The organism is Arthrobacter psychrochitiniphilus (genome assembly GCF_003185915.1).
GTDB classification, from domain to species: Bacteria; Actinomycetota; Actinomycetes; order Actinomycetales; family Micrococcaceae; genus Specibacter; species Specibacter psychrochitiniphilus.
This window is the reverse complement of the sequence record NZ_QHLZ01000010.1, coordinates 1-22,270: the sequence shown is the minus strand read 5'-3', so window position 1 is coordinate 22,270 and position 22,270 is coordinate 1. Positions and strand designations below refer to the sequence as shown.

The following is a 22,270-nucleotide window of genomic DNA, read 5'->3' as shown; positions in this document are numbered from 1 at the left end:
CCACCCTACCGAGCCATTCTGGGCGTAGTTTGTGCACAAACTGTCACCGCAGAGGTTTCCGCCCCCGACCCACCGGTGGCAAGGCTCACATATTCTTAGTGACGCTTATGTGCATCTTGTGCATAAAAACTCAGCTTGGGGGTCTACCATTGTGAAATTGTGGTTCTCTTTTCATTAGTTGCTTCGCACACAGACATCGATTTGGAAACCGTTGCCCGCCTCAGCGCCGGGGCCGCGGCGGCCAGCGCTGAGCTCTGCGCAGCCAACAATGCCGTGGCCGGGCTCATCACTTTGGCCACCTGCAACCGGTATGAGCTTTACGTTCAGGCAAGCAGTTCCGACGCCGTAGACGCGGCCCGCAGTACAGCCATTGAAACTATTAGCCGCCATAGCGGCCTGTCAATAGTGCACGTCTCGGGGGCTTTGGCCACCTTGCAAGGTGATGCTGTGGTCCGGCACCTCTTTGCCGTGAGTACGGGTCTGGAATCCGCTGTAGTGGGCGAACGTGAGATTGCCGGTCAAGTGCGCCGCGCTCTGGGCACCGCCCAGGATCTGGGGCTCACCACGCCGCCGCTAGTCAGGCTTTTTCAAGCTGCTGCCAAAACTGCCAAGGACGTTGGCGCGCAGACGGCACTGGGGCGCCGCGGCATGTCAGTAGTTTCTGTTGCGTTAGATCTGGCCGCCGAACTACAAGACGCTCCCTCACCTTCGGCCGGCGTGTTGGCCAACGCTCCCTCAGCTTCAGGGTCCCTTGCCGGTTCCTCAGCGGTACTTTTTGGCACAGGCGCCTATGCCGGAGCCGCCATGGCCCAGTTGCTGGAGCGTGGCTGCACTGACATTTCCGTGTACTCCTCCTCCGGCCGGGCCGAGACATTCACCGCCTCACGCGGCGGCACGGCCCTTGACAGCCAGTCCCTACCCCACGCACTGATGCACGCTTCCCTCTTGGTAGGTTGCAGCGGATCCGGGGAGCAAATCAGCACGGCGGAGTTGGCACAGCTTCGCACCGCGGATTCCCCGCAGCTGACCGTCATAGACCTGGCCTTGAGTCACGATTTCACCCCGGATGTGGCTGATCTGCCGGGTGTGGACTTGCTCACTCTTGAAACAGTGCGCCAAGCGGCCCCGGCGGAACAGGAATCAACCCTGACCCAAGCCTCGGCGTTGGTGGCGGAGGCCACCACCAAGTTTGCGCAGGCCCAAAATTCGCGATCCCTGGACCACGCCATTGTTGCGCTGCGCCGGCATACCTTGGGCGTGCTCGATGACGAGCTGGCCAAGGTCCGCAAACAGCACGGCTGCACCGCAGCAACAGCCGAGGTTGAATTTGCCATGCGCCGCATGGTCAAGCAGCTCTTGCATGTGCCTACGGTCCGCGCCAAGGAATTGGCCGCAGCGGGGGATGCTGAAAGCTATTTGGCAGCATTGGATGCCCTCTACGGTTTGCGTCCGTCAGCGCAGGATATTGGTCAGGCCGTGGAAACAGCTTCCCCGGCACAAGAGTCCTTTCCGGTCCTCCCGCTGCGCGAAGAAACGGCCTAAGGTAGCCCCACCTCTTACCGGAATGCGTTGATGCCTGTCAGCTCCGCCGAGAGCTCCCACAGCCTCCGGGCCTGCTCCGGGTCAACCGCATAGGCGTCCACACCGGCAAAGCGTGCAAACTCTGACTGCGGATCGGTGGGTCTGGCCACGTCACAATCCTCGCAGTACACCCCGCCCTTGCCATCCAGCATTGGCGCCGTGGCTGCCCATACCGAGGTTGCGGCGCCCTGCTCAGGAGTTTTGAAGCCTGCACGGACCTTGCCAGCCTCATCCATCCACCCGGCCGCCACCATTTCTTCCTGGCGCAGGTGACGTTGGAGCCCCGTCATGATCCCTCCGGGATTGACGGCAAACGCCCGCACGCCATGGTCCGCCCCGAACGCGTCAAGCTGCACGGCAAAAAGGCTATTGGCTGTTTTGGACGCTCCGTAGGCCTCCCATTTCTCGTACCCCTGTGTAAATTGGGGATCTTCAAAGTGAATGCCGGAGCGTTTGTGCCCGGTGGAGGACAGCGCCACCACCCGCGCCCCACCATCGGATAGCAGCGGCCAGAGCCCATTGACAAGGGCAAAGTGACCCAGATGATTCGTGGCGAATTGCGCCTCCCACCCGGGCCCCACGCGTGTTTCCGGGCACGCCATGATAGCCGCGTTATTGATGAGGATGTCCAACCCGGCGCCCGATTTCAGGTATGTGTTGGTGAAGTTCTGGACACTGCTGAGGTCACCCAAATCCAGCTCGAACACCTCCACACCGCCAAGATCAGATGCGGCAAACACGCCGCGAGCGTGATCGGGGCGGCGGGCCGGAACACTCACGCTAACCCCTGCCCCGGCTAGGGCCCGGACGGTCTCCAGCCCCAGTCCTGAATACCCGCCGGTGACAATGGCCGCGCACCCCGAGAGGTCCATGCCTTCCACCACCATGGCTGCCGTGGTGTGATGATTAAAGCCTGACCCAATGGGAGCTTGCGGCGTTGGCTGATGCTGAAGATGATTCATATGGTGCCCCTTGACCTGCGTGCGGAAGTGTTCTTTTGGGAAGAACTCTTTGAGGGGCAATTTACTCCTGTACGCCCGGTTTGTCTCCGGCCACCAAGGCATTAGTGCCCGGAACGGGTCCAGGCATCAATCCCCCCATCAAGATGTACGACGTCGGCAAACCCGGCCGCGCGCAGGCTCGCCAACGCTTGGGCCGAGCGGGCGCCGGCCTTGCAATGCACAATCAGGGGAATCTCCTGCGGCAATTTATCCAGCGCGGAGCCGTCGCGAATACCCGCCAGCGGAATCAATACTGAGCCGGGGATGCGGGAGATCTCAAACTCAACTGGCTCACGCACGTCCACCAGCACAAAGTCGTCTTTGCCTTGCTCTCGGTTGGCCAAACGTTCGGCAAGATGATCAGCGAAGATGAGATCGGCGTCGTTCTTCACCTCTGGAAGCAGGCCGCAGAAAATCTCATAGTCAATGAGTTCCGTGATGGGGACCGCTGCGGGGTCCTTGGCAATGCGGATTTCACGCCAGCGGGAGGTGAGCGCATCGAAAATCAGGAGCCGGCCCAAAAGGCTCTGGCCAATGCCGGTGATCAGTTTGACCGCTTCGGTGACCATCATGGCCCCAATCGAGGCGCACAGCATGCCAAAAACGCCGCCTTCCGCGCAGGATGGCACAGTGCCGGGGGCTGGCGGCTCGGGGTAAAGGTCACGGTAGTTGGGGCCGAACTTGTCCCAGAAGACGCTGACCTGGCCATCGAAGCGCAGGATGGAACCCCACACATACGGTTTGCCTAGGATGGCGGCGGCATCGTTGACCAGGTACCGGGTGGCGAAGTTGTCCGCGCCGTCCAAGATGATGTCATAGTCGGCGAAGAGTTCCAGGGCGTTGGAAGAATCCAGCCGGACAGGGTGCAGGCGAACATTGATTCCGGGGTTCAACTCCACGATGGAATCGCGGGCAGACTCCAGCTTGGAGCGGCCAATGTCCCCCACCCCGTGGATCACCTGACGCTGCAGATTGCTCAATTCCACGGTGTCATCATCAATGATGCCCAACGTGCCTACCCCTGCCGCCGCCAGGTACAACAGGGCTGGCGATCCCAGCCCGCCGGCTCCAATGACCAGCACACGTGCGTTGCGGAGGCGGCGCTGTCCCGTCAACCCAATTTCGGGAATCAATGCGTGGCGGGAATACCGTTCCAGCTCCTGCGCAGCCAAGGGCGGGCCGGGCTCCACAAGAGGCGGCAAGAGTGGTGCAGAAGTTGAGGTGCTCGCGAGTAAGGGCTGGATCAAGGAAACCATAGCTAACAATCTAAGGTGTGCCTGCCCCAGCCGCCACCCCAGGGGTTGGCGCGGGCGGGGGTTGGCGTGGGCGGTATGCGAAGGAACCGCTTGGTGAATAAACATTGAATATAAACCCGCACATGTGTGTGAGCAAGATCTCATCGCAGGGCGGCTGCCATCTGGCCGATGAAAATCCGGACATTGCTGGTGAGGATGGACCTGGCTGCGTCAATGCCGCTCTTTTGAATGAACTAAGTGCCGCCATTTCTATCCTGAGGCCTCGATAGTTCTGATTTTACTCCGATGACTGGCATTTGGGAGAATTTTCTGCGGTGTGCCGTCTGTGCGCGCCTGTGGGACATGCCGAAAACTACCAGCGGGAACAGGAGCACCATGATTTCAGTTGACCGGGTCAGCAAGAGCTACGGCTCAGGGGATACTGCCGTCCATGCACTCGAGAATGTCTCGTTGAACATCGCCAAGGGCGAGATTTTCGGCGTCGTTGGTCAAAGCGGTGCCGGCAAGAGCACCCTCATCAGGACCATCAATTCTCTAGAACGCCCCGATAGCGGCACGGTCACTGTTGACGGGGCGGATATCAGCCGCCTTAAGGGTGCCGCGCTGCGCTCGGCCCGCCACAACATCGGCATGATATTCCAACATTTCAACTTGTTGAGCAGCAGGACTGTCCAATCCAATGTGGAACTCTCCTTGGAGATCACCGGCATGGACCGGGGCGCACGCCGCAAGCGTGTAGCGGAAATCCTGGAACTCGTGGGGCTAGAGGGCAAAGCCGCAGCCTACCCTGCCCAACTTTCCGGCGGCCAGAAACAACGGGTAGGAATAGCCCGCGCACTTGCCTCCAAACCATCAGTGCTCCTCAGCGATGAAGCAACGTCAGCATTGGATCCTGAGACCACACGGCAGATCTTGGATCTGATTCGTGAACTTAGCCGGGAACTGGGATTGACCGTCATGCTGATCACTCATGAGATGGATGTAGTGAAGAGAATCTGTGATTCCGCTGCTGTCATGAGCCAGGGCAGGATCTTGGAGCAAGGCACTGTTGAGGGGTTGCTCACCACCAAAAAGTCCCTGCTGGGGCAGGCTCTTTTCCAACTTGGTGAGATTCCCAAGAACGGAAACACCATCATTGAGATCACCTTCAACGGTGTTACTGCAGACCGCCCCGTCATTGCACAGCTGGCCAGAACACATGGCATTGACGTGGGTATCTTAGGTGCCGCCATTGAAACCATCCACGGGCGCCAAACGGGCAGAACCCGGCTGGAACTTCCCGGCCAACGGGAAATCGTCACCGCAGCCATCGAAGATCTGCGCAATCAAGGACTTTTTGTGGAGGTAATCGGATGCTAGACCGCAATGACCCGTCCTTTTGGAGTGACCTCTTCGAGACGGTTCTGCAGGGCACTGGTGAAACGTTGTACACGGTGGGCATCAGCCTGCTTTTCACCGTGATTTTTGGCCTGGGTGCCGGAGTTGTCCTGGTGACCACCGAAGCTGGCGGTCTCCTTGCCAAACCCTTCGGCAGCCGCGCCTGGGGAATCATCATCAACAAGGTGCTGGACCTGCTGGTTAACATAGGCCGCTCCATCCCCTTCATCATCTTGATGATCCTGCTGATTCCGTTCACCCGGTTGATTGTGGGCTCCTTCATTGGCCCCACGGCAGCCATTGTTCCACTGACCATTGCCGGCATCCCGTTCTTCGCCCGGTTGGTGGAAATCGGCATCCGTGAGGTACCTATTGGGCTGGTCGAGGCCGCCGAATCACTGGGTGCCACCCGCTGGACCATTCTTTCCAAAGTCATGGTGGCCGAGGCCGTGCCCGCCATTGCATTGGGGCTGTCCACCACCATTGTGGGGCTCATCGGCTATTCGGCCATGGTGGGCGCCGTGGGCGGTGGCGGTCTGGGCGATGTGGCCTTCCGGTACGGCTACCAGCGCTATAGCCCTGAATACATGTTTGCCGTGGTCATCCTCTTGATCTTGCTGGTGCAGCTATTTCAATCCCTGGGCAACTTTGCCGCGCGGCGTCTTTCACACCGCTAAGAAACGCGCCCGTCCGTTCCTTTAGCTTCAATCCCCGAACCGTCAAAAAGTGCATGTCGCGGGAGAGTCCGTCCATGCAAACACCTCTAAGAAAAGAATTGACATGATCCGTTCCACAATGCTCAAAGCCGCCGCGGTTGGCGTAGCCGCTATCCTCTCCCTCACCGCTTGCGGCGCGGGCTCCGAGTCAGCCGCTGACACCATCAAGGTCGGGGCTCTTGCTGTTCCTGCCGGCGACATGCTCAAGTACGTGTCCAAAGAACTGGCCCCGAAGGATGGGCTGAGCGTGGACTACAAGGAATTCAGCGACTACAACACCCCCAATGCTGCCCTCAGTGACGGTGACATTGACGCCAACTTGTTCCAGAACACCACCTTCATGGAGACCTACAACAAGGCCTCCGGCAAGGACCTGGTCAGTGTCGGAAAGGTGTACCTGCCCCCGATGGCCCTCTACTCCAATGACATTGCCACACTGAGCGAACTGCCCGACGGCGCATCCATCGCCGTCCCCAATGACCCCACCAATGAAGGCCGTGCCTTGCTGCTGTTGGCGTCCAAGGGCTTGATTGAGGTCAAAGAGAACCCCATCACGCTCAAGGACATCACCGCGAACCCCAAGAACTTCAAGTTCACCGAGATTGAGAACGCCAGCCTCCCGCAGGCCCTCAATGACAAGGACGCGGCGATCGTCACGTTGGCCTTCGCACTGCCTGCAGGCCTGAGCGCAGACAAGCAGCTCTTGGTGGAGGGAGAGGACAGCGCCTTCTACAATGTGCTGGCGGTAAAGGCGGAGATGAAGGATGATCCCCGCGTGCAGAAGCTCTTCACGATGCTTACCTCACAGGATATGAGGGACTTCCTCAAAACCGAGTTCAAGGGTCTTGTCATCCCCGCATCATAAGTTTCTGTGCACCTGATTCAGGCGCACCCAGGGGCCGCCCTCACCGGCGGCCCCTTTTCTTTTTGTGGGGGCCCTATGAAGATGTGGCTCAGATCCAGGCAGTATTCCTGGTCCCACGCCATGCCTGCTCGGCCCCTACCCATAATTAGCCCGAGTAATCCGGCCAAGTCTGCGCCCTATGGCTGATTACCGGCCGGTAGAATGACACGAACCGCCCCATGCACCAGCCACGGGCATCGGAGGGAAAGGCAGCCATCATGACTTTGAATCCAGCCGCGAAGAATAGCCCCGCGCCGAAGACGCAGTCGAGCCGCATGCCGCGTGATGAGCGCAGAGCACAACTGCTGACCTCTGCGCTGGAGGTGTTTGTCAACCATGGCTATCACGGTGCCGCCATGGATGAAATTGCCGAAACCGCCAAGGTCAGCAAGCCTGTCCTGTACCAACATTTCCCCAGCAAGCGGGAATTGTATTTGGCACTGTTGGAGAGCCATTTGGATGCTCTGACAAAAATGCTGGTGGCTGCCTTGAATTCCACCTCCGATAACAAATTGCGGGTTCAGGCCACCATGAAGGCTTACTTTGAATTCATGGCCAACGACGATCAGGCTCACCGGTTGGTCTTTGAATCCGATCTTGTAAACGATCCCGAGGTAGCTGCCCGACTGGAGGCGTTCAATGCCAACTACGCCGACGCGATTGGTGCTGTCATTGCCGAGGATACTAAGTTGCCCCCTGTTGAGGCAGCTCTGCTGGGCCGGGCGTTGGCGGGTATGGCCCAGGTCAGCGCACGGTACTGGCTCGAAGAAAGCGGCGACCTTGATCTGGATGTGGCCAGTGATCTGGTTTACCGTTTAGCTTGGCGCGGAATTAGCCGATTCCCCAAGGAATCCTGACAAGCTGCCCCTAGAGTGGTTGTAATATCCATCTAAAAGTACGTGTGCACCAAGGAGACAGCTGTGGAAATCAAGATCGGCATCCAAAACATCAACCGTGAAATCATCCTTGAATCCGATCAGAGTGCGGACGACGTCGCCAACCAGGTCTCCGAAGCTCTGGCCAAGGGCTCCGAGCTGCGTCTTAAAGACGAAAAGGGCCGGATGATCATTGTTCCGGGCAACGCGCTGGGATACGTTGAACTGGGTGGCGAGAAGGCTCGCGGCGTAGGCTTCGGCGCACTCTAGAACCCTTTTTTGTCACTGATCCACAGCTCGTAGAGACGGAAACATTCATGGTTGCCCTGGTCATTATTGCCCTCACCGCCGCCGCTTTCGGCGCTATTGCCTGGGCTGTGGACAAACACCGCGCCATGTTCGGGGCAGTGCTCCCCGCCGGTGCCGCCGTGGCTGCCTCTCTCTTGGTCTGGATCCTCACCATGGCTGTGGGGCTAAATAATGACAGCGCCACCGCTTGGATGCCTTGGATTCTTTCCATGCTGGTGGGCGGAGCGGCCGCCTGGGCCACCGCCGGTTTTGTAGGCCGTGCCCGCCACCAGCATCAAGTGGAGCGCAACACCGCAATTTTGCAAATGCACTAACAGCCCGGCGGCTGTACCACGCTAAAGCTGAACTGTCCGGGAAATGATCCCGATCCCGCCTTTGGAGCCCGATATTTCGGTTTCAAAAGGCGGGATCGGGATCAGTTTTTGTTTCCGTTGCAGCTTCTGCACCGGCTGCCACGGCCGCTGCGGAAATGGCTCTGGCCAAGGTAATGTCCCGTGCCGTGATCTGCCCTCCCGCATCATGGGAGCTGGTGGCAATAAATAAGGTGTCATAGCGCCAGTCCACATCCGGGTGATGGTTGGCTTCCTGGGCGAGCGCCCCAATGGCGGCGAACAACTCCAAGGCCCCGGCCGACGTCGGGCACTTCAGCACGCAGCGCAGCTCACCGGCGTATCGCCACTGAGGCAGGGTTGCCAGTTCAGCATCGATCTGGGTCCGGGTCAACACATCATCTGCGGCCGCCATGGCAGGCTCCTTATCTAGTTCTACAGGTCAGGGCGGCCATCCATGGCCGAGGAAGCCAAGGCGTGGGCCCTCTTGGGAATGCGGCCACCCTGTGCTGCCAGTCTTCCACCGATCACGGCGTGTTTGAAGGCTTCGGCCATGACAAGCGGATTTTGGGCACGGGTGACTGCCGTGGCCAATAGGACGGCGTCACAGCCCAGCTCCATGGCAAGGGAGGCATCGGAGGCGGTGCCAATTCCGGCGTCGAGCACCACGGGAACGGACGCGCGGGAAACAATCAATTCAATATTGTGCGGGTTCAAGATGCCCAGGCCTGTACCAATGGGGGCGCCCAGCGGCATGACGGCGGTGGCACCAAGCTGCTCCAACCGCAGCGCCAGAACCGGGTCGTCATTGGTGTAGGCGAACACCTTGAAGCCACGGTTGACAAGCTGCTCGGTGGCATCGGCAAGTTCAAGGGCGTCGGGCAGCAAGGTGTGCTCGTCAGCGATGACCTCCAATTTCACCCAGTCGGTATCCAGCGCCTCACGCCCCAGTTCCGCTGTCATCACAGCTTCACGGGCCGTAAAGCAGCCGGCCGTGTTCGGCAGAATGCGAATGTTGTTCTCGAGCAGCAACTGGAACAAATTGGTGCCACCTCCCGCTGCCTCATCCACCGAGTAGCGGCGCATGGCCACGGTGGTCAGCTCGGTGCCGGAGGCGATGAGTGCGGCACCGAGTCCGGACAGGCTCGGAGCACCTCCGGTGCCCATAATGAGCCGGGAGTTCAGCGCAATCCCGTCAATTACCAGGGAATCGGTGCGGGTCAGTGTTTCGGTCATGGCATTCACTTTTCGGTCTCGGACGGTCAATGATGTGTTGGCGGGGATCTTAGCCACCCTGTACTGCGGTGACAATTTCAAGTTCGTCCTCGTGTTCCACGGCAGTGGCGGACCATTGGCTGCGAGGCACAATGCCTGAGTTGCGGGCAACGGCAACACCGAGCCGGCCGCCGTCGGCAGCCTGTCCCGAGGAGAGCAGCGCCCTGCCTGTGGTGGCCGTGACAAGGTCCGCAACTGTGGTCCCGGCGGGGTGGGTTTCCGTGGTGCCATTGAGTTGGATGGTGAACATGGTTACTCCTACGCGGTGGGGCCGGCGGTGCTGGCAAGCGGTATCGAGGTTGGGCCGGCGGTGCTGGCGGTGCCAGCGGTGACTGATGGAGAAAAACGGTCGGGGCGGAAATGTGTCCAGGCCAGGTCCGTGATGTCCCCCAACAGCTGGCGCACTATCAGCGCGGCGATGGGGGTCAGCAACACACCGTGCCGGAAGAAGCCCGTGGCAATGATGAGACCGGTGATGTCCCGCCCGGTTGCTCCCAAAACCCGTCCCAGCAGCGGGGCGTTGTCAGGGGTTCCGGGACGGGCACGGGCGGTGCATTCGAGCAGTTCAAGCTCGGCCACCGCGGGCAGCAACACCTGGGCATCGCGCAGTAGCTGGTGTACTCCCCCGGCACTGACACCGGCGTTGGCGTCTTCGCGGCTTGTTGCCCCAATCACTACGGTGCCGTCTTCGCGCGGCACAATGTAGACAGGCACCCCGCGCACCAGCCCACGGATGGTGGCGGTGGTCAGCGGGAGCAGATGCTCCGGCACGCGCAGCCGCAAAACGTCCCCATACACTGGACGAACCGGCAGCTTCAGCCCCTCGGGCAGGCCGGCCAGTTGCGGGGCGCCAAGGGCATTGGCCACCACCACTTCCTTGGCGTGGATTTCGCGCCCGTCAGCTAGCAGCACTCCGGTCACACACGAGTGGCTATCCGCCGGATCCTTGTGGAGAAGTCCGACGGCGGTCTCCGCCACGAACGCTGGTGCCGGCACGTTTGTTTCGGTGCCTTCTGAGACGGCGCCCCGGGCCCCTGAAGCGTTTTCCAGTGCCATGCGAAGCGCGGTGGCCATGGCACGCGGGTCAACTTGGTGGTCCTGTTTCATCAGGTAGGCGCAGGAGATGTGTGGGCCGACGAGTGGTTCCAGGGCCCGGGCCTCGCGGATGGAAAGCTGTTCCGAGTCCAGCCCATACTGTTTTTGAACCTCGTGCAGGTCAGCCAGCGCTTGCCGATCCGCCGGGTCCCCGCCCAGAACCAAGGTGGGCGAAACGTTGAAGCCAGTCCCTGCCGCAGCGTCCGCCACAGCGGCACTCAGCCCAACAGGCAGCGAAGCCACGAACTCGGACCAGCGTGCGGCCGAGGCGAGTGTCAGCTCCAGTAGTTCTTCTTCTTGGTAATGGAGTTCGCTGACCGGGGCCAGCATACCGGCGGCGGCAAAGGTTGCGCCAGTGGCGGGGGCAGGATCAATCACTGTGACGGTGTGGCCCGCGCGTTGGGCTTCCCAAGCGATGCCCAGGCCCACTATGCCGCCGCCAATGACGGCTACGTCGGTGCTTAAAATATCGGCCACAATGCCTTCCTTCCCTACGCCGGCATGACCCGGATCAGGTTCCACGCCCGCTGGGGGCGTATTTCGGTCGGCGCATTAGGCGCCCTCTCAGCCAGCTTCACTGGCTCCCGCGGTACTGCACTAGTCTATGAGACATGAGCCCTATTTCTGCCATCCATGACGGCGCCCCCGCCCACACCGTTGCCTCGATCCAGAGCGCCCAACTGTATTTGTGCACGGATTCCCGCGCCAAACAGGGGGATTTTGCCGATTTTCTGCGGGCCGCCTTTGCTGGCGGTGTTGATATTATCCAGCTGCGCGATAAAACCATTGAGGCAGCAGAAGAGCTTGAATTGCTGGCCGTGTTGCGTTCTGTTGCACAGGAATGCGGCAAGTTGTGGGCTGTCAATGACCGGGCGGACATCGCTTCGCTCAGTGGCGCACCCGTGTTCCACATTGGTCAAAAGGATTTGCCGCTGCCTGCCGCCCGCACACTTCTGGGGCCGGTCTCGATGGGCCTTTCCAGCCACGACCCCGCCCAGGTTTCGGCAGCCGCGAAGCATCCCGACGCCGACTACTTCTGTGTGGGACCTCTCTGGGCCACCCCCACCAAGCCGGGCCGGGCCGCCGTCGGGCTTTCCCTGGTGGAGCACGCCGCATCGCTGAACACCACCAAGCCGTGGTTCGCCATTGGCGGGGTTGAGCTGTCCAATGTGGAGCAGGTGGTGGCGGCGGGCGCGTCCCGGATTGTTGTTGTCCGCGCCATCACCGAAGCACAAGATCCGACGGCGGCCGCCCAGGCCCTGCTATCCCGGCTGCCTGCGCTGGGCTAATTCGCGCCACAAGAATTGCGAGAATTGCCAGCCCCTTTGGCTAGGAATACGGGTCGGTGAGTGTGGCTGGTGCGCAGCTGTGCCCGGCAATGGACGCTACCGGCCCGGGTTGGCTACTGCCGCGGAGGACACAATCCGATGGTGGCGCAACGAGGCGTGGCGTTACGAGGCCTAGCTGGAAGACTCTGCGGCCAAGGCGACTTTACGCAGCAGCGTGGCCAGCTTTGCCTGTTCGCTCGCGCTCAGACCGGAGAGCATCTGCCGGTCCCGCTCCAGAAAGCGCGGAAATTCCCGATCCACCAACTCCTGCCCCTGAACCGTCAACCGCAGGAGCACCACCCTGCCGTCATGCTCCCAGGGGAGGCGCTCGATCAGTCCACGCTTGGCGAGCCGGTCGGCATTCTTAGTGGTGGAGGCGCCGCTGAGCATGGTTGCAACAGTCACCTCGCTGGCACGCAAGGGGGCACCGCTGCGGGCCAGGGTGCACAGGACATCGAACTCTGCCCGGGTCAGCCCTTCGTGAACCAAATGACGCTCCGCGCGGTGGTTAGCCAAGGCACCAATCCTGGCAATCCGCCCCATCACCTCAATACTGGCCACATCCAGGTCCGGCCGCACTTGTGCCCAGCCCTTCCGCGCCCTGTCAACGAAGTCACCCGACTCTGCATGTACACTCATGGATCCAGTCTAGAGACTACTCTCACATCATTCACATCTATTTTACTAGTAAAATAGATTGTAGAATGGAAAGATGATCATGACCTCCCGGCTTCGCCACTGTGGCACGGCCCTGGCCCACTCTGTGGCTCCCCGCACCTGGTACAAGTCCCTTGCCATCCACCCGGCCGACGCCATCTTTGCCCCGGCCATCAAGGTGGGCATTGCGGCGAGCCTGGTCTTGGTTGCCGGCGGGCTTATGGGCCAGCAACAACTGGCCGGGGTGGCCACTTTGGGCGCACTGACCAGCGCCTTCGGCCGCTACCAGCCCTACCGCCGGTTGGCTCCCATGCTGGGAATCGTGGCTGCAGCAATGCTGGTCACGGTCGGAATCGGCGCACTGCTCGGTGCCATGGGCGTCCCCATGGCGGCGCAAATCGCTGTGCTATCGCTCATTGCTGGCCTGGCCTCTCACATCTTTGCCGCCTTCCGGATCACCGGCCCGGGCGCCGTCATCATGGTCTTTGCCGCCGCTGCCGGCGCCGCCTACGCGAATAGCCTGGTCGGAGTTGCCCCCATCGTGGCTGCATTGGGGATCGGCGCCGCCGTGGGGTGGCTCGCCGCAATGGCCCCTGTTCTGGTGAACCCGCTAGGGCCGGCCCGCCTTGCCGTGGCCCGGTCCATCACGGCCGTGGTGCGCCTGGCCACGCAGTTCCCCGCAGACGCGTCCCACGGCGGCACCCACCTTGGTGCCGCCCGCGCCGCCGTGCGCGGGGCCCGGGAATCGGTGGCGCTGAGCGCGGGCAGTAGCTTCGGCAGCGGCTCCGGCTCCGTCCGGCCCGCAACCGTCCGGGCCCGGCAGCGCCGCCAAGACGCAGAAGCGTTGAACCTCATTCTGAACGAGGTTGAATCCGTCATTGCCACGGTGGGCCATGCCAGCAGCAAGTCGCTGGCCCTGGCCTTACAAAGGCTCTGGGGGTACGAACACCAGTTGCGCACCCTACGTGGAAAGCCCTCGGCCGGGGCGAGGCCGGTCAGCTCCCCTGCCACTGGGCCGCAGGAGCCCCGTAATTTCTGGCGCACTGCCGGTGCGGGCCTGCGTTCCAGAGCCAGCACCAGCCAGGCCCTGCGCATGGCCGGCGCATCGGCACTTTCCGGGTGGGCCGCCGTCGGGCTTGGCCTTGACCATCCGCTGTGGGCATCCATGGGTGCCGTGGCAGCGCTGCAGGGCCTGAACTACGGCCACACGGTGCAGCGCGGCATCCAGCGGTTGCTGGGAAATGTCATTGGGGCCGTGCTTGCGATAGCGCTGCTCTCGCTGTCGCTGAGTTTTTGGCCGTCGGTGGCGCTGGTTATTGTGTTCCAGGTGTTGGCTGAGCTGCTGGTGATGAAGAACTACACGCTGACCACCATTGCGGTGACCCCGATGGCGCTGATCATAACAGGGCTGGGCTCGCACCTGGGCCCGGCGGCCGCCTTCAGCCGGGTTGCCGATACCCTGGTGGGCGTGGTGATCGGAGTGCTGGTGGCCGCCGTGAGTATTCCACTGGCAGACCACCACCACCTGCCGAAGGTCCCCTGAGATGCTCCACTCCAGAGCCCACCGCTCCCGTTCAATACAGAAGTTTTCTCAGCTGCCCAGTTCCATGGCCTGTGCCAGCAGTTCAAAGCTGCGAATCCAGGCGGCACGGTCGGTGATCTGGGTGGCCACGATCAGCTCGTCGGCACCAGACTTCACGGCAAATTCGTCCAGGTAAGCGCGTGCCACATCAGTTGTTCCCACCGCGGAGTAGCGCATCATGTTCTCCACCTGCTGGCCCGCGGGCGATTCCAGCAACAGGTCTGATTCGGCGTCAGTGAAGGTGCGCCCGCCGCCAACCAAGGCACCCACGCGGCGGCGCCGGGCGGTCAGCTGCAGCGCGTCGGCCTCCTCTTGGGTGTCTGCGAGAATCGCATTCACGCCGATAATCACGTACGGCTCGGCCAGCGCGGCGGATGGCTTGAATTCGCGGCGGTAGATCCGCACAGCGTCTTCCAAGGCCTGCGGCGCAAAGTGCGATGCAAAGGAGTACGGCAACCCCAAGGCAGCGGCCAGCCGCGCACCAAAGAGTGAGGAACCCAGAATGTACAGCGGCACGTGCGTGTCCTTGCCTGGGTAGGCGTTAACGCCGGAGATCCGCGTTTGACCCTCAAAGTAGGCCTGCAGTTCCTGCACGTCCTGCGGGAAGGTGTCTGCCGCGGACGGGTCGCGGCGAAGTGCGCGCATGGTGTTCTGGTCGCTGCCGGGAGCCCGCCCCAGGCCAAGATCAATCCGTCCCGGGTGCAAGGTTTCCAGCGTGCCGAACTGTTCTGCGATCTGCAGCGGCGAGTGATTGGGCAGCATGATGCCGCCGGCGCCGAGGCGAATGGTTTTGGTATGGGCAGCCACATGGGCGATCAACACGCTTGTGGCCGAGGAAGCAATGGAAGGCATGTTGTGGTGTTCGGCAAACCAAATCCGCTTGTACCCCCAGCCTTCGGCCTTTTGTGCCAACGCCACGGATGCACGGAAGCTTTCGCGGATGCCTTCCTCGCCGATGTGGGCGAGGTCAAGGATGGATACGGGCAGTGTCATGGGTGATGCCTTTCAACGAGGGTCTCCCTAGCGCCAACCTCAACTCTCCCCGGGATATTTCCCAGCGTGGCCGCTCTCACGCATCCACCACAGCTCTGGCACGGACTGCTCGGCGGGACGCCAAGACGTCAGCAGCGCAGACCGCCATGGCGCCCAGTGCATAAGCCACCAGATCCAGCGCTGAGAAGGTGGTTCCAAAGAGCAGCCGCGAGGGTGGAAAGCTCTGCGCTAGCTGCTGCGGGATCCCGGTGAGCTGGGACAGTTCAATCATGGCACTGAAGGCGAAAGCCGCCACTGCAAGCCAGTACTGCCGGGCCGCCGGGAAGATGAAGCCCACTAAAAGATAGATCAGAACGGTGTACAGAGCATCGGCCACCAAAGATGCCAGATCGCCTGCGATCAAAAAATGCACAGCCAGCCCCACCACCACGGTGGCAGCGGCTGCGGCGGCAAGGCCGGCGCGCCTCCCCACTAACCTGCGCTTATCCACTGACCGCAACGGCCTGGGTGGAACTGGCGCTAAGGAGGATGAATTTTTATGCGGGGACCGGGGGTGGCTGAGGCAAGGGCATTCCCCGAGCCTACGGGACGGCACTTCGAGTGTTACTCATAGGCGGAAGTAACATATTTTTTTCACCTAGATATGGCTAACCAGACTACTTATTAGATAAACTAGCAATCGAGTGGTTCTCCGAACTATCTTTTCAACACCGCCTCCGGAGAGGGTTTGACTCCGCTATGATCACTGAAAATCGCCGCGATTGGCACCCCGCACGTTGGCTGAGGATCCTTCTCCCCGCAGTGTTGCTCATCATTTGGCTCGGCGCTGCGAGCTTTGGCGGGCCAACCTTTGGAAAACTGTCCTCGGTCTCCAGTAACGATCAGGCAGCGTTCCTGCCTGCGAGCGCCGAGTCCACTGAGGTCAATACTTGGCAACAGAAATTTACGGATTCTCAGGCCATTCCCGCTCTTATTGTCTTCGCCTCTGATTCAGCACTCAGCCCTGCCCAACTAGCCGATCTCTCTACGTTGGCACCGAAGTTTGCCGCGGTAAAGGGCGTTCAGATACCCGTATCCCCGGCCACTAGTTCTGTCACAGGACCCATCCCGTCCAAAGACGGCAAAGCGGTTCAATTCATTGTTCCTATCAGCGATACAAATGACGTCAATACCGTTGTTAGTGACCTTCGCGCTGTAGCGGCAACGGCAGCATCGCCCTCCTTGGCCGCTTACGTGACCGGCCCGGCTGGTCTCACCGCAGACCTGGTCAATGCCTTCGGCGGCATTGACGGCATTCTGCTCCTGGTAGCAGCAGGAGCTGTTTTCTTGATCCTGCTGCTGGTATACCGCTCAATTGTGTTGCCGTTCTTGGTCCTGTTGACCTCGATTTTTGCCTTGTCTGCCGCGATCCTCTTTGTCTACGCATTCGCTAGTTGGGGGTGGATCAAGCTCAGCGGGCAAAGCCAAGGCATTCTCTCCATCCTGGTCATTGGTGCTGCCACGGACTATTCATTGCTTCTCGTGGCAAGGTTCAGGGAGTCTTTGCACCACGTCGAATCGAAATGGGCCGCGATTAATCGGGCGTGGCGCGCAGCATGGGAACCGATTGCCGCTTCCGGAGCAACAGTGATCATCGCCCTGCTTTGTTTGCTGTTCTCAGACCTGAACTCCAACAAGAGTTTGGGCCCTATCGCTGCAATCGGGATCGTGTTCGCGCTACTTTCTTCTCTGACTCTTCTGCCGGTCCTTCTCGTACTGTTTGGACGTGCCGCCTTCTGGCCGTTCCGTCCCAAGGTTGATTCACTGCATGCACAGGCCCACAGCACCGCTGCCCCCACTGTTCACGGCCTTGAGGGTATTACCGGACTGTGGAAGAGGGTGGGGACACTGATTTCGCATCGGCCCAGGGCCACTTGGGCCATCGCGCTTCTGGTTCTGCTCGCCTGCGGTGCGGGCATAGTGCAACTGCAGGCCAATGGTGTCCCGCAAAGCGAAGTTATTCTGACTGCGTCTCAAGCAGTAGACGGTCAGAAAGTATCCGCCCAACACTTCCCCAGTGGCTCCGGCAGCCCTGTGGTGGTGGTGGCCGATCAGGGCAAGGCTGAGGCAGTGCTGGCGGCCGCTACGGCTACGCAAGGAATCAGCTCGGCATCAATTTATGTTGGAAATGTTCGCCCCGGCACTGACGCCGCGCCTGTGGTGCGAGAGGGCAAAGTGATCATCAATGCAGTGCTCAGCTCGGAGCCAGATTCACAGGCGGCAGAACAAGTGGTGCGCTCCCTTCGTCAAGACCTTCCGGCCGTAGATCAAGGAGTCCTGGTTGGTGGAGTGACTGCCATAGCCTTGGACACAAACACCACAGCGCAAAGTGACTTGGTCAAAATTATCCCGATCGTCCTGCTGGTCATCCTCCTCATCCTGATGTTGTTGCTGCGCTCCATCGTGGCTCCCGTGTTGCTGGTGGCCAGCGTTGTCATCTCCTACGTGGCGGCATTGGGCGTCTCGGCGGTGGTCTTCAATCACGTGTTCCATTTCTCCGGAGCTGATGCGGCCGTGCCCTTGTTCGGTTTTGTATTCTTGGTGGCGCTGGGAGTGGACTACAACATCTTCCTCATGACGCGGGTCCGGGAGGAGTCGCTACGGATTGGTACCAGGCCGGGAATTCTACGGGGCTTGGGCATGACGGGCAGCGTCATCACCTCGGCCGGGGTGGTGTTGGCTGCAACCTTTGCTGCCTTGGCGGTGATTCCGATCCTGTTCCTGGCACAGATTGCCTTCATCGTCGCGTTCGGTGTGCTCCTAGATACGGTGATTGTGCGTTCACTGCTGGTGCCGGCTCTCTCCTATGACATTGGCCGCGCTATTTGGTGGCCGTCCAAACTCTCCCATCAGCCTCTGAACGGGGAAATTCGATGACAAGCATTCGCCGCCGCTGGGCGGGCCTAGTTTTCATTAGCATTGCGGTTGCGTTGATCATTGTTGATTCCACCATCGTGAACGTGGCCATCCCGTCCATAGTTCGTGATCTTGGCATCTCATCAACCCAGGTCCAGTGGGTTCAAGAGAGCTACACTCTGGTCTTTGCTGCCTTGTTGTTGGTCTTTGGGACTCTTGCGGACCGTTATGGTCGCCGCCGGACGCTCCTGGTGGGAGTGGTAATCTTCGCCGCCGCTTCAGTCTTCGCGGCACTGGCACCGTCGGGGGATCTGCTCATTGTTGCCCGGATCATCCAAGGCGTTGGCGGTGCCATGGTTCTGCCCACCACCTTGTCACTGATCAATGCCACCTTCCAAGGACGGGAACGTGGCATCGCCTTCGCGGTGTGGGGCTCAACCATTGGCGGCATGGTGGCAGTGGGCCCATTGTTGGGAGGCTGGCTGACCACGTACTATTCGTGGCGGTGGGCCTTTGGAATCAACGTGCCCTTGGCCGTGATTATCATTGCGGGCGTTCTGCTCTGCGTAGCTGAGTCAAAGGACTCTGCTGATCCTCGGCGCATCGATGTAATCGGCGCGGTGCTCTCCGTCTTAGCCAGCGCATCCTTGGTCTTTGGCTTGATCGAAGGAAGAAGCTACGGCTGGTGGCTCCTTCATCCCGGCAAAGCACCCACCTTTGGCACATGGATATGGCCGTTCGCGCTCTCCCCCATCCCTGTGGCGTTCGCCATCACTGTGGCATCAGGTGTGGGTTTTGTTCTCTGGGGCCTCCACCGCCAACGTGCCGGTAAAACAACTCTGCTGGCCTTTGCGCTGTTCCGCATCCCGTCCTTCCGTAACGGAAACATCGCCGCCATGATTGTCTCCCTCGGGGAATTCGGGATCATCCTCTCGCTGCCGTTGTGGCTGCAGAACGTCATCGGCTACAACGCACTACAGACCGGGCTGGTCCTCTTGGCTCTTGCCATTGGCTCCTTTGCCGCTAGCGGCCTTTCCAGCGTGGTGCTCGATAAGATCACCGCCGTCGCTATTGTGCGGGTTGGCATTGTGGCTGAAATTCTTGGCGTGGCCGGGTTGGGGCTCGTCATCTCCGCTAATTCGACATGGCTGAGCATTATCCCGTTCCTCTTTGTCTACGGGTTCGGTGTGGGTCTGGCCACGGCACAGCTGACAGGAGTGGTACTCAAGGACGTTCCCGTGAATAAAAGCGGCCAAGGTTCCGGAACTGCCAGCACCGCCCGCCAGATTGGTTCAGCTCTGGGGATAGCCATTCTCGGGACCATTCTTTTCACTTCCGTAGGCACGTCTTTGAATGCCCGGCTCGCCGATGAGACTCCCCTGCTTCCGGAGTCAGCCCGCACCCAAATCGTGGACACGGTGGTAGTCAGTGCTGGTGGGGCCATCCCTGGCCTGGCGGCCAAGGATCCTCAGGTGGCCGATGCCGCGCGCGCGGCGTTCAGCGACGGTACCCGGTACTCGGCCTTCGCAGCTTCGGGATTTTTAGTCCTCGGGCTGCTAGCTACCTTCCGCTTGTCCGGCGAGGTGCGCCCAGACGAAGTGGAGGAAGCACAAAAAGGGGAGGCAGGAAAGCTCCCGCAAGAAACCTGACCGCGGAGAATGTGGGGACGGCTATGCCCGCACCACGGGCAGTTCCTTCCACTCCGTGGTGTAGCGGGGTGAGGAATGTTCACGCTTCATGGACCATTGAGGGGCCTGGGCGAACCCTCCGATCCCCAGGCCAATGGCGGCGCTGCCGAACTTGTTCCGTACGTTTCCTAGGACCCCACCAACGTCTGCTTGGCTGGCCTCGGTGCTGAAAATATCCAGCACCTCCGTGCCGGACGCCGGTTCCAGCCCACTAAACAAGACCCCTGCACGCAGGTAGGACGCGCCTGCAACGGCATGGTGGCGGATGGCGGCAACGGCTGCACGGACAAAAGTGATGGGGTCACTGGTTGGCCTGTCGAATCGAACGGTCACGGCGGGAAAACTCCCCTCACCCGCCGCAAAGCGGCTAGTGCCGGCGGTAACCGTCATGGCTGAGGCCCGCATCCCCTCCTCGTTGAGCCGGGCCGCGCCACGCTGAGCGTAAACCGCCATGACCTCCTCCATGCCTTCCACCGTGGTGACCGGCTGGGAGAAGCTGCGCGAGAACATGATTTGCTGTTTATCTACGCGTTCCTCAACATGGGGAATACATTGAGTGCCATTGAGTTCGAGCACTGTTCGCTGCAGCACAACGGAGAATTTCTTGCGAATCAGGGCAGGGTCCGCAGCCTTGAGATCGGCGATGGATTCAATGCCCATGAGCTTAAGCCTCGAGGAAGTCCTCTCCCCCACACCCCACAGGCCCGACGCCGGCACGCGCGCCTGGATGCCCGCAACGTGATCCCCCGGCATCGACTCCAGCGCGCACACCCCGTCCAGGCCGGCGTTTTGCTTTGCAATCCGGTTCGCAAACTTCGCCAACGTCTTCGTCGAGGCCACACCAACGCACACCGGAACCCCAACATGGCGCATAACGGCGGCACGAATATCGCGCCCTGCGGCCTGTAGTTGGGCGGGGTCCCCCATCAGCCCAATAAAGGACTCATCGATGGAGTACACCTCCTGCCACGTACCAAAGCGCCCCACCACTTCCATGACCCTGGCGCTCAAATCTCCATACAACTCATAGTTACTCGAGCGGGCCACCAGTCCCCAAGCCTTGGCCTGCCCCTGAATCTGAAACCACGGCGCGCCAGTGGCGATGCCCAGCACTTTGGCTTCAGCCGAGCGTGCCACAACACAGCCATCATTGTTGGAAAGCACCACGACGGGGCGCCCTTCCAGCCTTGGGTCAAAGACCCGCTCACAGGAGACGTAGAAGTTGTTCACGTCCACCAAGGCGATGCGCGCGTTACTCATGACTTCACTGGTGCTTCACCGAAGCAACGAACCCACATAAAACAAGGGTCTGAAGTCCGCAGTGGCTACGCTCCAAGAACTGTAAGCCGCCACTTAATTCGAACCTGAGTTCGGGAAGCGTTGGGGAAATTGCCATGGATTGAGCATAGAGTCACTAGCCCACGGCAGCAAGTCACGGCCGCAAGCCTAGTGTTGGCTCACCAGATGCGGGCCCACCCGTGGCTTCCGGTGGGCGAGGCGCCGCAGTGAGTAAAAGAGCAGTACCGCAGCACCCCACGGCGCCACGAAGGCGGCCGCGGTGACCAGATAAATTCCCAACAAAGAGCAGGCCAGACCAAGGCCGCCTAGGGCGGCAACCCTCAGAGTCAGACTTCCGGAAATCCAGCGCCCCAGCGGCACGGCAAGCGCAAAGCCCACCATCACCGCCGCAGCAAGAATCAACGGCCACTGCAGCGAGTGCTCGGCACCAAGGAGTTGAGCCACCGCTACAACTAGGAGTGCCACGCAGGCCAAACCAGCGGAGAACCACATCACGGCACCAAATCGCGGCAGGAGCATTACTGCACTCAAAACCACTACCGGCAGCGTAGCAAGGGCTCCTGCGGCCAGCCCAAGGTTCATGGCGCGGTTGGCATCCCCCACTCCCGCGCCCCAGTTGCTGCCGGTGAGCGCAAAAGCAGCACAGGTCATTCCTAGTACCAAAGAGAAGAGAGCCACTGCGCTGATTTTAATGAAGCCAGTATTATTGAAGCCAGATTTGGTGCCTCCAGAATGGCTCGGCGCCTTCACTGGGTACGGCACCTTCACTGGGTACGGAGGCTGGCTCAGGCCTGCGCCCGGCAACTTCCCCGGCTGCACACCCTGCTGTGAGCGCTGAGCTTTTATGATTGCCAGCAAAAGCAGTGCAGCAGCCGGCAAGGATCCAAAGATCTGCCCAGATGTCATCACCAGCCCAGCCAGAATCAGGGACAGGAATGCTGCCATGAGGCTGGCCACTACCCATCGAAGCGTCCTCGGGAGCTTATTTTTTAGCACTGAAAGTAGAGGAACAAGGAGGGTCAAAGCGCCGGTACCAGGGCTCCTGATATCACGATTTAATTGATGAGAGCCGGCGCCTTGGTTTTGATTGCGTATTTGAGGATCAGGCTG

General features: G+C 60.6%; 22 protein-coding genes. 11 read left to right on the top strand and 11 right to left on the bottom strand.

The window, feature by feature from the left end:
* The first annotated feature begins 159 nt into the window (after positions 1 to 159).
* A complete protein-coding gene (locus tag CVS29_RS14340) occupies positions 160 to 1,542 on the top strand; it encodes a glutamyl-tRNA reductase (RefSeq protein ID WP_110107022.1) in 1,383 nt (460 codons plus the stop codon).
* A gap of 14 nt (positions 1,543 to 1,556) precedes the next feature.
* Here CVS29_RS14340 and CVS29_RS14335 read toward each other — a convergent pair whose 3' ends face one another.
* Together CVS29_RS14335 and moeB are read right to left on the bottom strand one after the other, a co-directional pair.
* Complete coding sequence (locus tag CVS29_RS14335; protein ID WP_110107021.1) at positions 1,557 to 2,543, bottom strand: SDR family NAD(P)-dependent oxidoreductase; 987 nt, start codon at positions 2,541 to 2,543, stop codon at positions 1,557 to 1,559.
* Between the two features lie 101 nt (positions 2,544 to 2,644).
* The gene (gene moeB / locus CVS29_RS14330) at positions 2,645 to 3,838 is read right to left on the bottom strand and encodes a molybdopterin-synthase adenylyltransferase MoeB (protein WP_110107020.1); all 1,194 of its coding nucleotides are present in this window, start codon (positions 3,836 to 3,838) and stop codon (positions 2,645 to 2,647) included.
* A 375-nt stretch (positions 3,839 to 4,213) separates the two neighbouring features.
* Between moeB and CVS29_RS14325 the strand changes: the two genes are divergently transcribed.
* The 6 genes from CVS29_RS14325 to CVS29_RS14300 all read left to right on the top strand — a co-directional run bounded on the left by CVS29_RS14325 (position 4,214) and on the right by CVS29_RS14300 (position 8,333).
* Positions 4,214 to 5,197, top strand: a complete 984-nt coding sequence (locus CVS29_RS14325) for a methionine ABC transporter ATP-binding protein (RefSeq protein WP_110107019.1) — start codon at positions 4,214 to 4,216, stop codon at positions 5,195 to 5,197.
* A complete protein-coding gene (locus tag CVS29_RS14320) occupies positions 5,191 to 5,892 on the top strand; it encodes a methionine ABC transporter permease (protein WP_110107018.1) in 702 nt (233 codons plus the stop codon). Before CVS29_RS14325 ends, CVS29_RS14320 begins: the two co-directional genes overlap by 7 nt.
* A gap of 103 nt (positions 5,893 to 5,995) precedes the next feature.
* Positions 5,996 to 6,796 carry a MetQ/NlpA family ABC transporter substrate-binding protein gene (locus CVS29_RS14315; protein WP_110107017.1) on the top strand — a complete coding sequence of 267 codons (801 nt, stop codon included), beginning with the start codon at positions 5,996 to 5,998 and terminating at the stop codon, positions 6,794 to 6,796.
* A 257-nt stretch (positions 6,797 to 7,053) separates the two neighbouring features.
* Positions 7,054 to 7,692, top strand: a complete 639-nt coding sequence (locus tag CVS29_RS14310) for a TetR/AcrR family transcriptional regulator (RefSeq protein WP_110107093.1) — start codon at positions 7,054 to 7,056, stop codon at positions 7,690 to 7,692.
* Positions 7,693 to 7,755: 63 nt separating this feature from the next.
* Positions 7,756 to 7,980 carry a DUF3107 domain-containing protein gene (locus CVS29_RS14305; RefSeq protein WP_110107016.1) on the top strand — a complete coding sequence of 75 codons (225 nt, stop codon included), beginning with the start codon at positions 7,756 to 7,758 and terminating at the stop codon, positions 7,978 to 7,980.
* A 47-nt stretch (positions 7,981 to 8,027) separates the two neighbouring features.
* Positions 8,028 to 8,333, top strand: coding sequence for a hypothetical protein (locus CVS29_RS14300; RefSeq protein WP_110107015.1), 306 nt, complete (start codon positions 8,028 to 8,030; stop codon positions 8,331 to 8,333).
* Positions 8,334 to 8,415: 82 nt separating this feature from the next.
* Here the strand turns inward: CVS29_RS14300 and CVS29_RS14295 are convergent, their stop codons facing one another.
* The 4 genes from CVS29_RS14295 to thiO are packed head-to-tail and all read right to left on the bottom strand — an operon-like array spanning position 8,416 to position 11,195.
* Positions 8,416 to 8,763, bottom strand: coding sequence for a 4a-hydroxytetrahydrobiopterin dehydratase (locus CVS29_RS14295; protein WP_110107014.1), 348 nt, complete (start codon positions 8,761 to 8,763; stop codon positions 8,416 to 8,418).
* Between the two features lie 20 nt (positions 8,764 to 8,783).
* The gene (locus CVS29_RS14290) at positions 8,784 to 9,584 is read right to left on the bottom strand and encodes a thiazole synthase (protein ID WP_110107092.1); all 801 of its coding nucleotides are present in this window, start codon (positions 9,582 to 9,584) and stop codon (positions 8,784 to 8,786) included.
* Positions 9,585 to 9,633: 49 nt separating this feature from the next.
* A complete protein-coding gene (gene thiS / locus CVS29_RS14285) occupies positions 9,634 to 9,873 on the bottom strand; it encodes a sulfur carrier protein ThiS (protein ID WP_110107013.1) in 240 nt (79 codons plus the stop codon).
* An 8-nt stretch (positions 9,874 to 9,881) separates the two neighbouring features.
* Positions 9,882 to 11,195 carry a glycine oxidase ThiO gene (gene thiO, locus CVS29_RS14280; RefSeq protein WP_110107091.1) on the bottom strand — a complete coding sequence of 438 codons (1,314 nt, stop codon included), beginning with the start codon at positions 11,193 to 11,195 and terminating at the stop codon, positions 9,882 to 9,884.
* Between the two features lie 134 nt (positions 11,196 to 11,329).
* Here thiO and thiE point away from each other — a divergent pair, with 134 nt between their 5' ends.
* The gene (gene thiE / locus CVS29_RS14275) at positions 11,330 to 12,007 is read left to right on the top strand and encodes a thiamine phosphate synthase (RefSeq protein WP_110107012.1); all 678 of its coding nucleotides are present in this window, start codon (positions 11,330 to 11,332) and stop codon (positions 12,005 to 12,007) included.
* Between the two features lie 171 nt (positions 12,008 to 12,178).
* Here thiE and CVS29_RS14270 read toward each other — a convergent pair whose 3' ends face one another.
* Positions 12,179 to 12,685 (bottom strand): MarR family winged helix-turn-helix transcriptional regulator, encoded by a 507-nt coding sequence (locus tag CVS29_RS14270; RefSeq protein WP_110107011.1) that lies wholly within the window; start codon positions 12,683 to 12,685, stop codon positions 12,179 to 12,181.
* A gap of 73 nt (positions 12,686 to 12,758) precedes the next feature.
* On the opposite strand from CVS29_RS14270, the gene CVS29_RS14265 reads away from it, so the two are divergent.
* Entirely contained in the window at positions 12,759 to 14,246 is a 1,488-nt protein-coding gene (locus CVS29_RS14265) for an FUSC family protein (protein WP_110107010.1), read from the top strand.
* 48 nt (positions 14,247 to 14,294) lie between these two features.
* Here CVS29_RS14265 and CVS29_RS14260 read toward each other — a convergent pair whose 3' ends face one another.
* Together CVS29_RS14260 and CVS29_RS14255 are read right to left on the bottom strand one after the other, a co-directional pair.
* Positions 14,295 to 15,278, bottom strand: a complete 984-nt coding sequence (locus CVS29_RS14260) for an LLM class flavin-dependent oxidoreductase (protein WP_110107009.1) — start codon at positions 15,276 to 15,278, stop codon at positions 14,295 to 14,297.
* Positions 15,279 to 15,354: 76 nt separating this feature from the next.
* Complete coding sequence (locus CVS29_RS14255) at positions 15,355 to 15,768, bottom strand: ribosomal maturation YjgA family protein (protein WP_170120996.1); 414 nt, start codon at positions 15,766 to 15,768, stop codon at positions 15,355 to 15,357.
* A gap of 248 nt (positions 15,769 to 16,016) precedes the next feature.
* On the opposite strand from CVS29_RS14255, the gene CVS29_RS14250 reads away from it, so the two are divergent.
* Together CVS29_RS14250 and CVS29_RS14245 are read left to right on the top strand one after the other, a co-directional pair.
* Complete coding sequence (locus tag CVS29_RS14250; protein ID WP_110107007.1) at positions 16,017 to 18,194, top strand: MMPL family transporter; 2,178 nt, start codon at positions 16,017 to 16,019, stop codon at positions 18,192 to 18,194.
* The gene (locus tag CVS29_RS14245) at positions 18,191 to 19,822 is read left to right on the top strand and encodes an MFS transporter (protein WP_110107006.1); all 1,632 of its coding nucleotides are present in this window, start codon (positions 18,191 to 18,193) and stop codon (positions 19,820 to 19,822) included. Before CVS29_RS14250 ends, CVS29_RS14245 begins: the two co-directional genes overlap by 4 nt.
* Positions 19,823 to 19,843: 21 nt before the next feature.
* On the opposite strand, the gene CVS29_RS14240 is transcribed toward CVS29_RS14245, so the two are convergent.
* Together CVS29_RS14240 and CVS29_RS14235 are read right to left on the bottom strand one after the other, a co-directional pair.
* Positions 19,844 to 21,121 carry a Y-family DNA polymerase gene (locus tag CVS29_RS14240; RefSeq protein ID WP_110107005.1) on the bottom strand — a complete coding sequence of 426 codons (1,278 nt, stop codon included), beginning with the start codon at positions 21,119 to 21,121 and terminating at the stop codon, positions 19,844 to 19,846.
* Between the two features lie 186 nt (positions 21,122 to 21,307).
* Positions 21,308 to 22,105, bottom strand: a complete 798-nt coding sequence (locus CVS29_RS14235) for a hypothetical protein (RefSeq protein WP_146213065.1) — start codon at positions 22,103 to 22,105, stop codon at positions 21,308 to 21,310.
* Between the last annotated feature and the right edge of the window lie 165 nt (positions 22,106 to 22,270).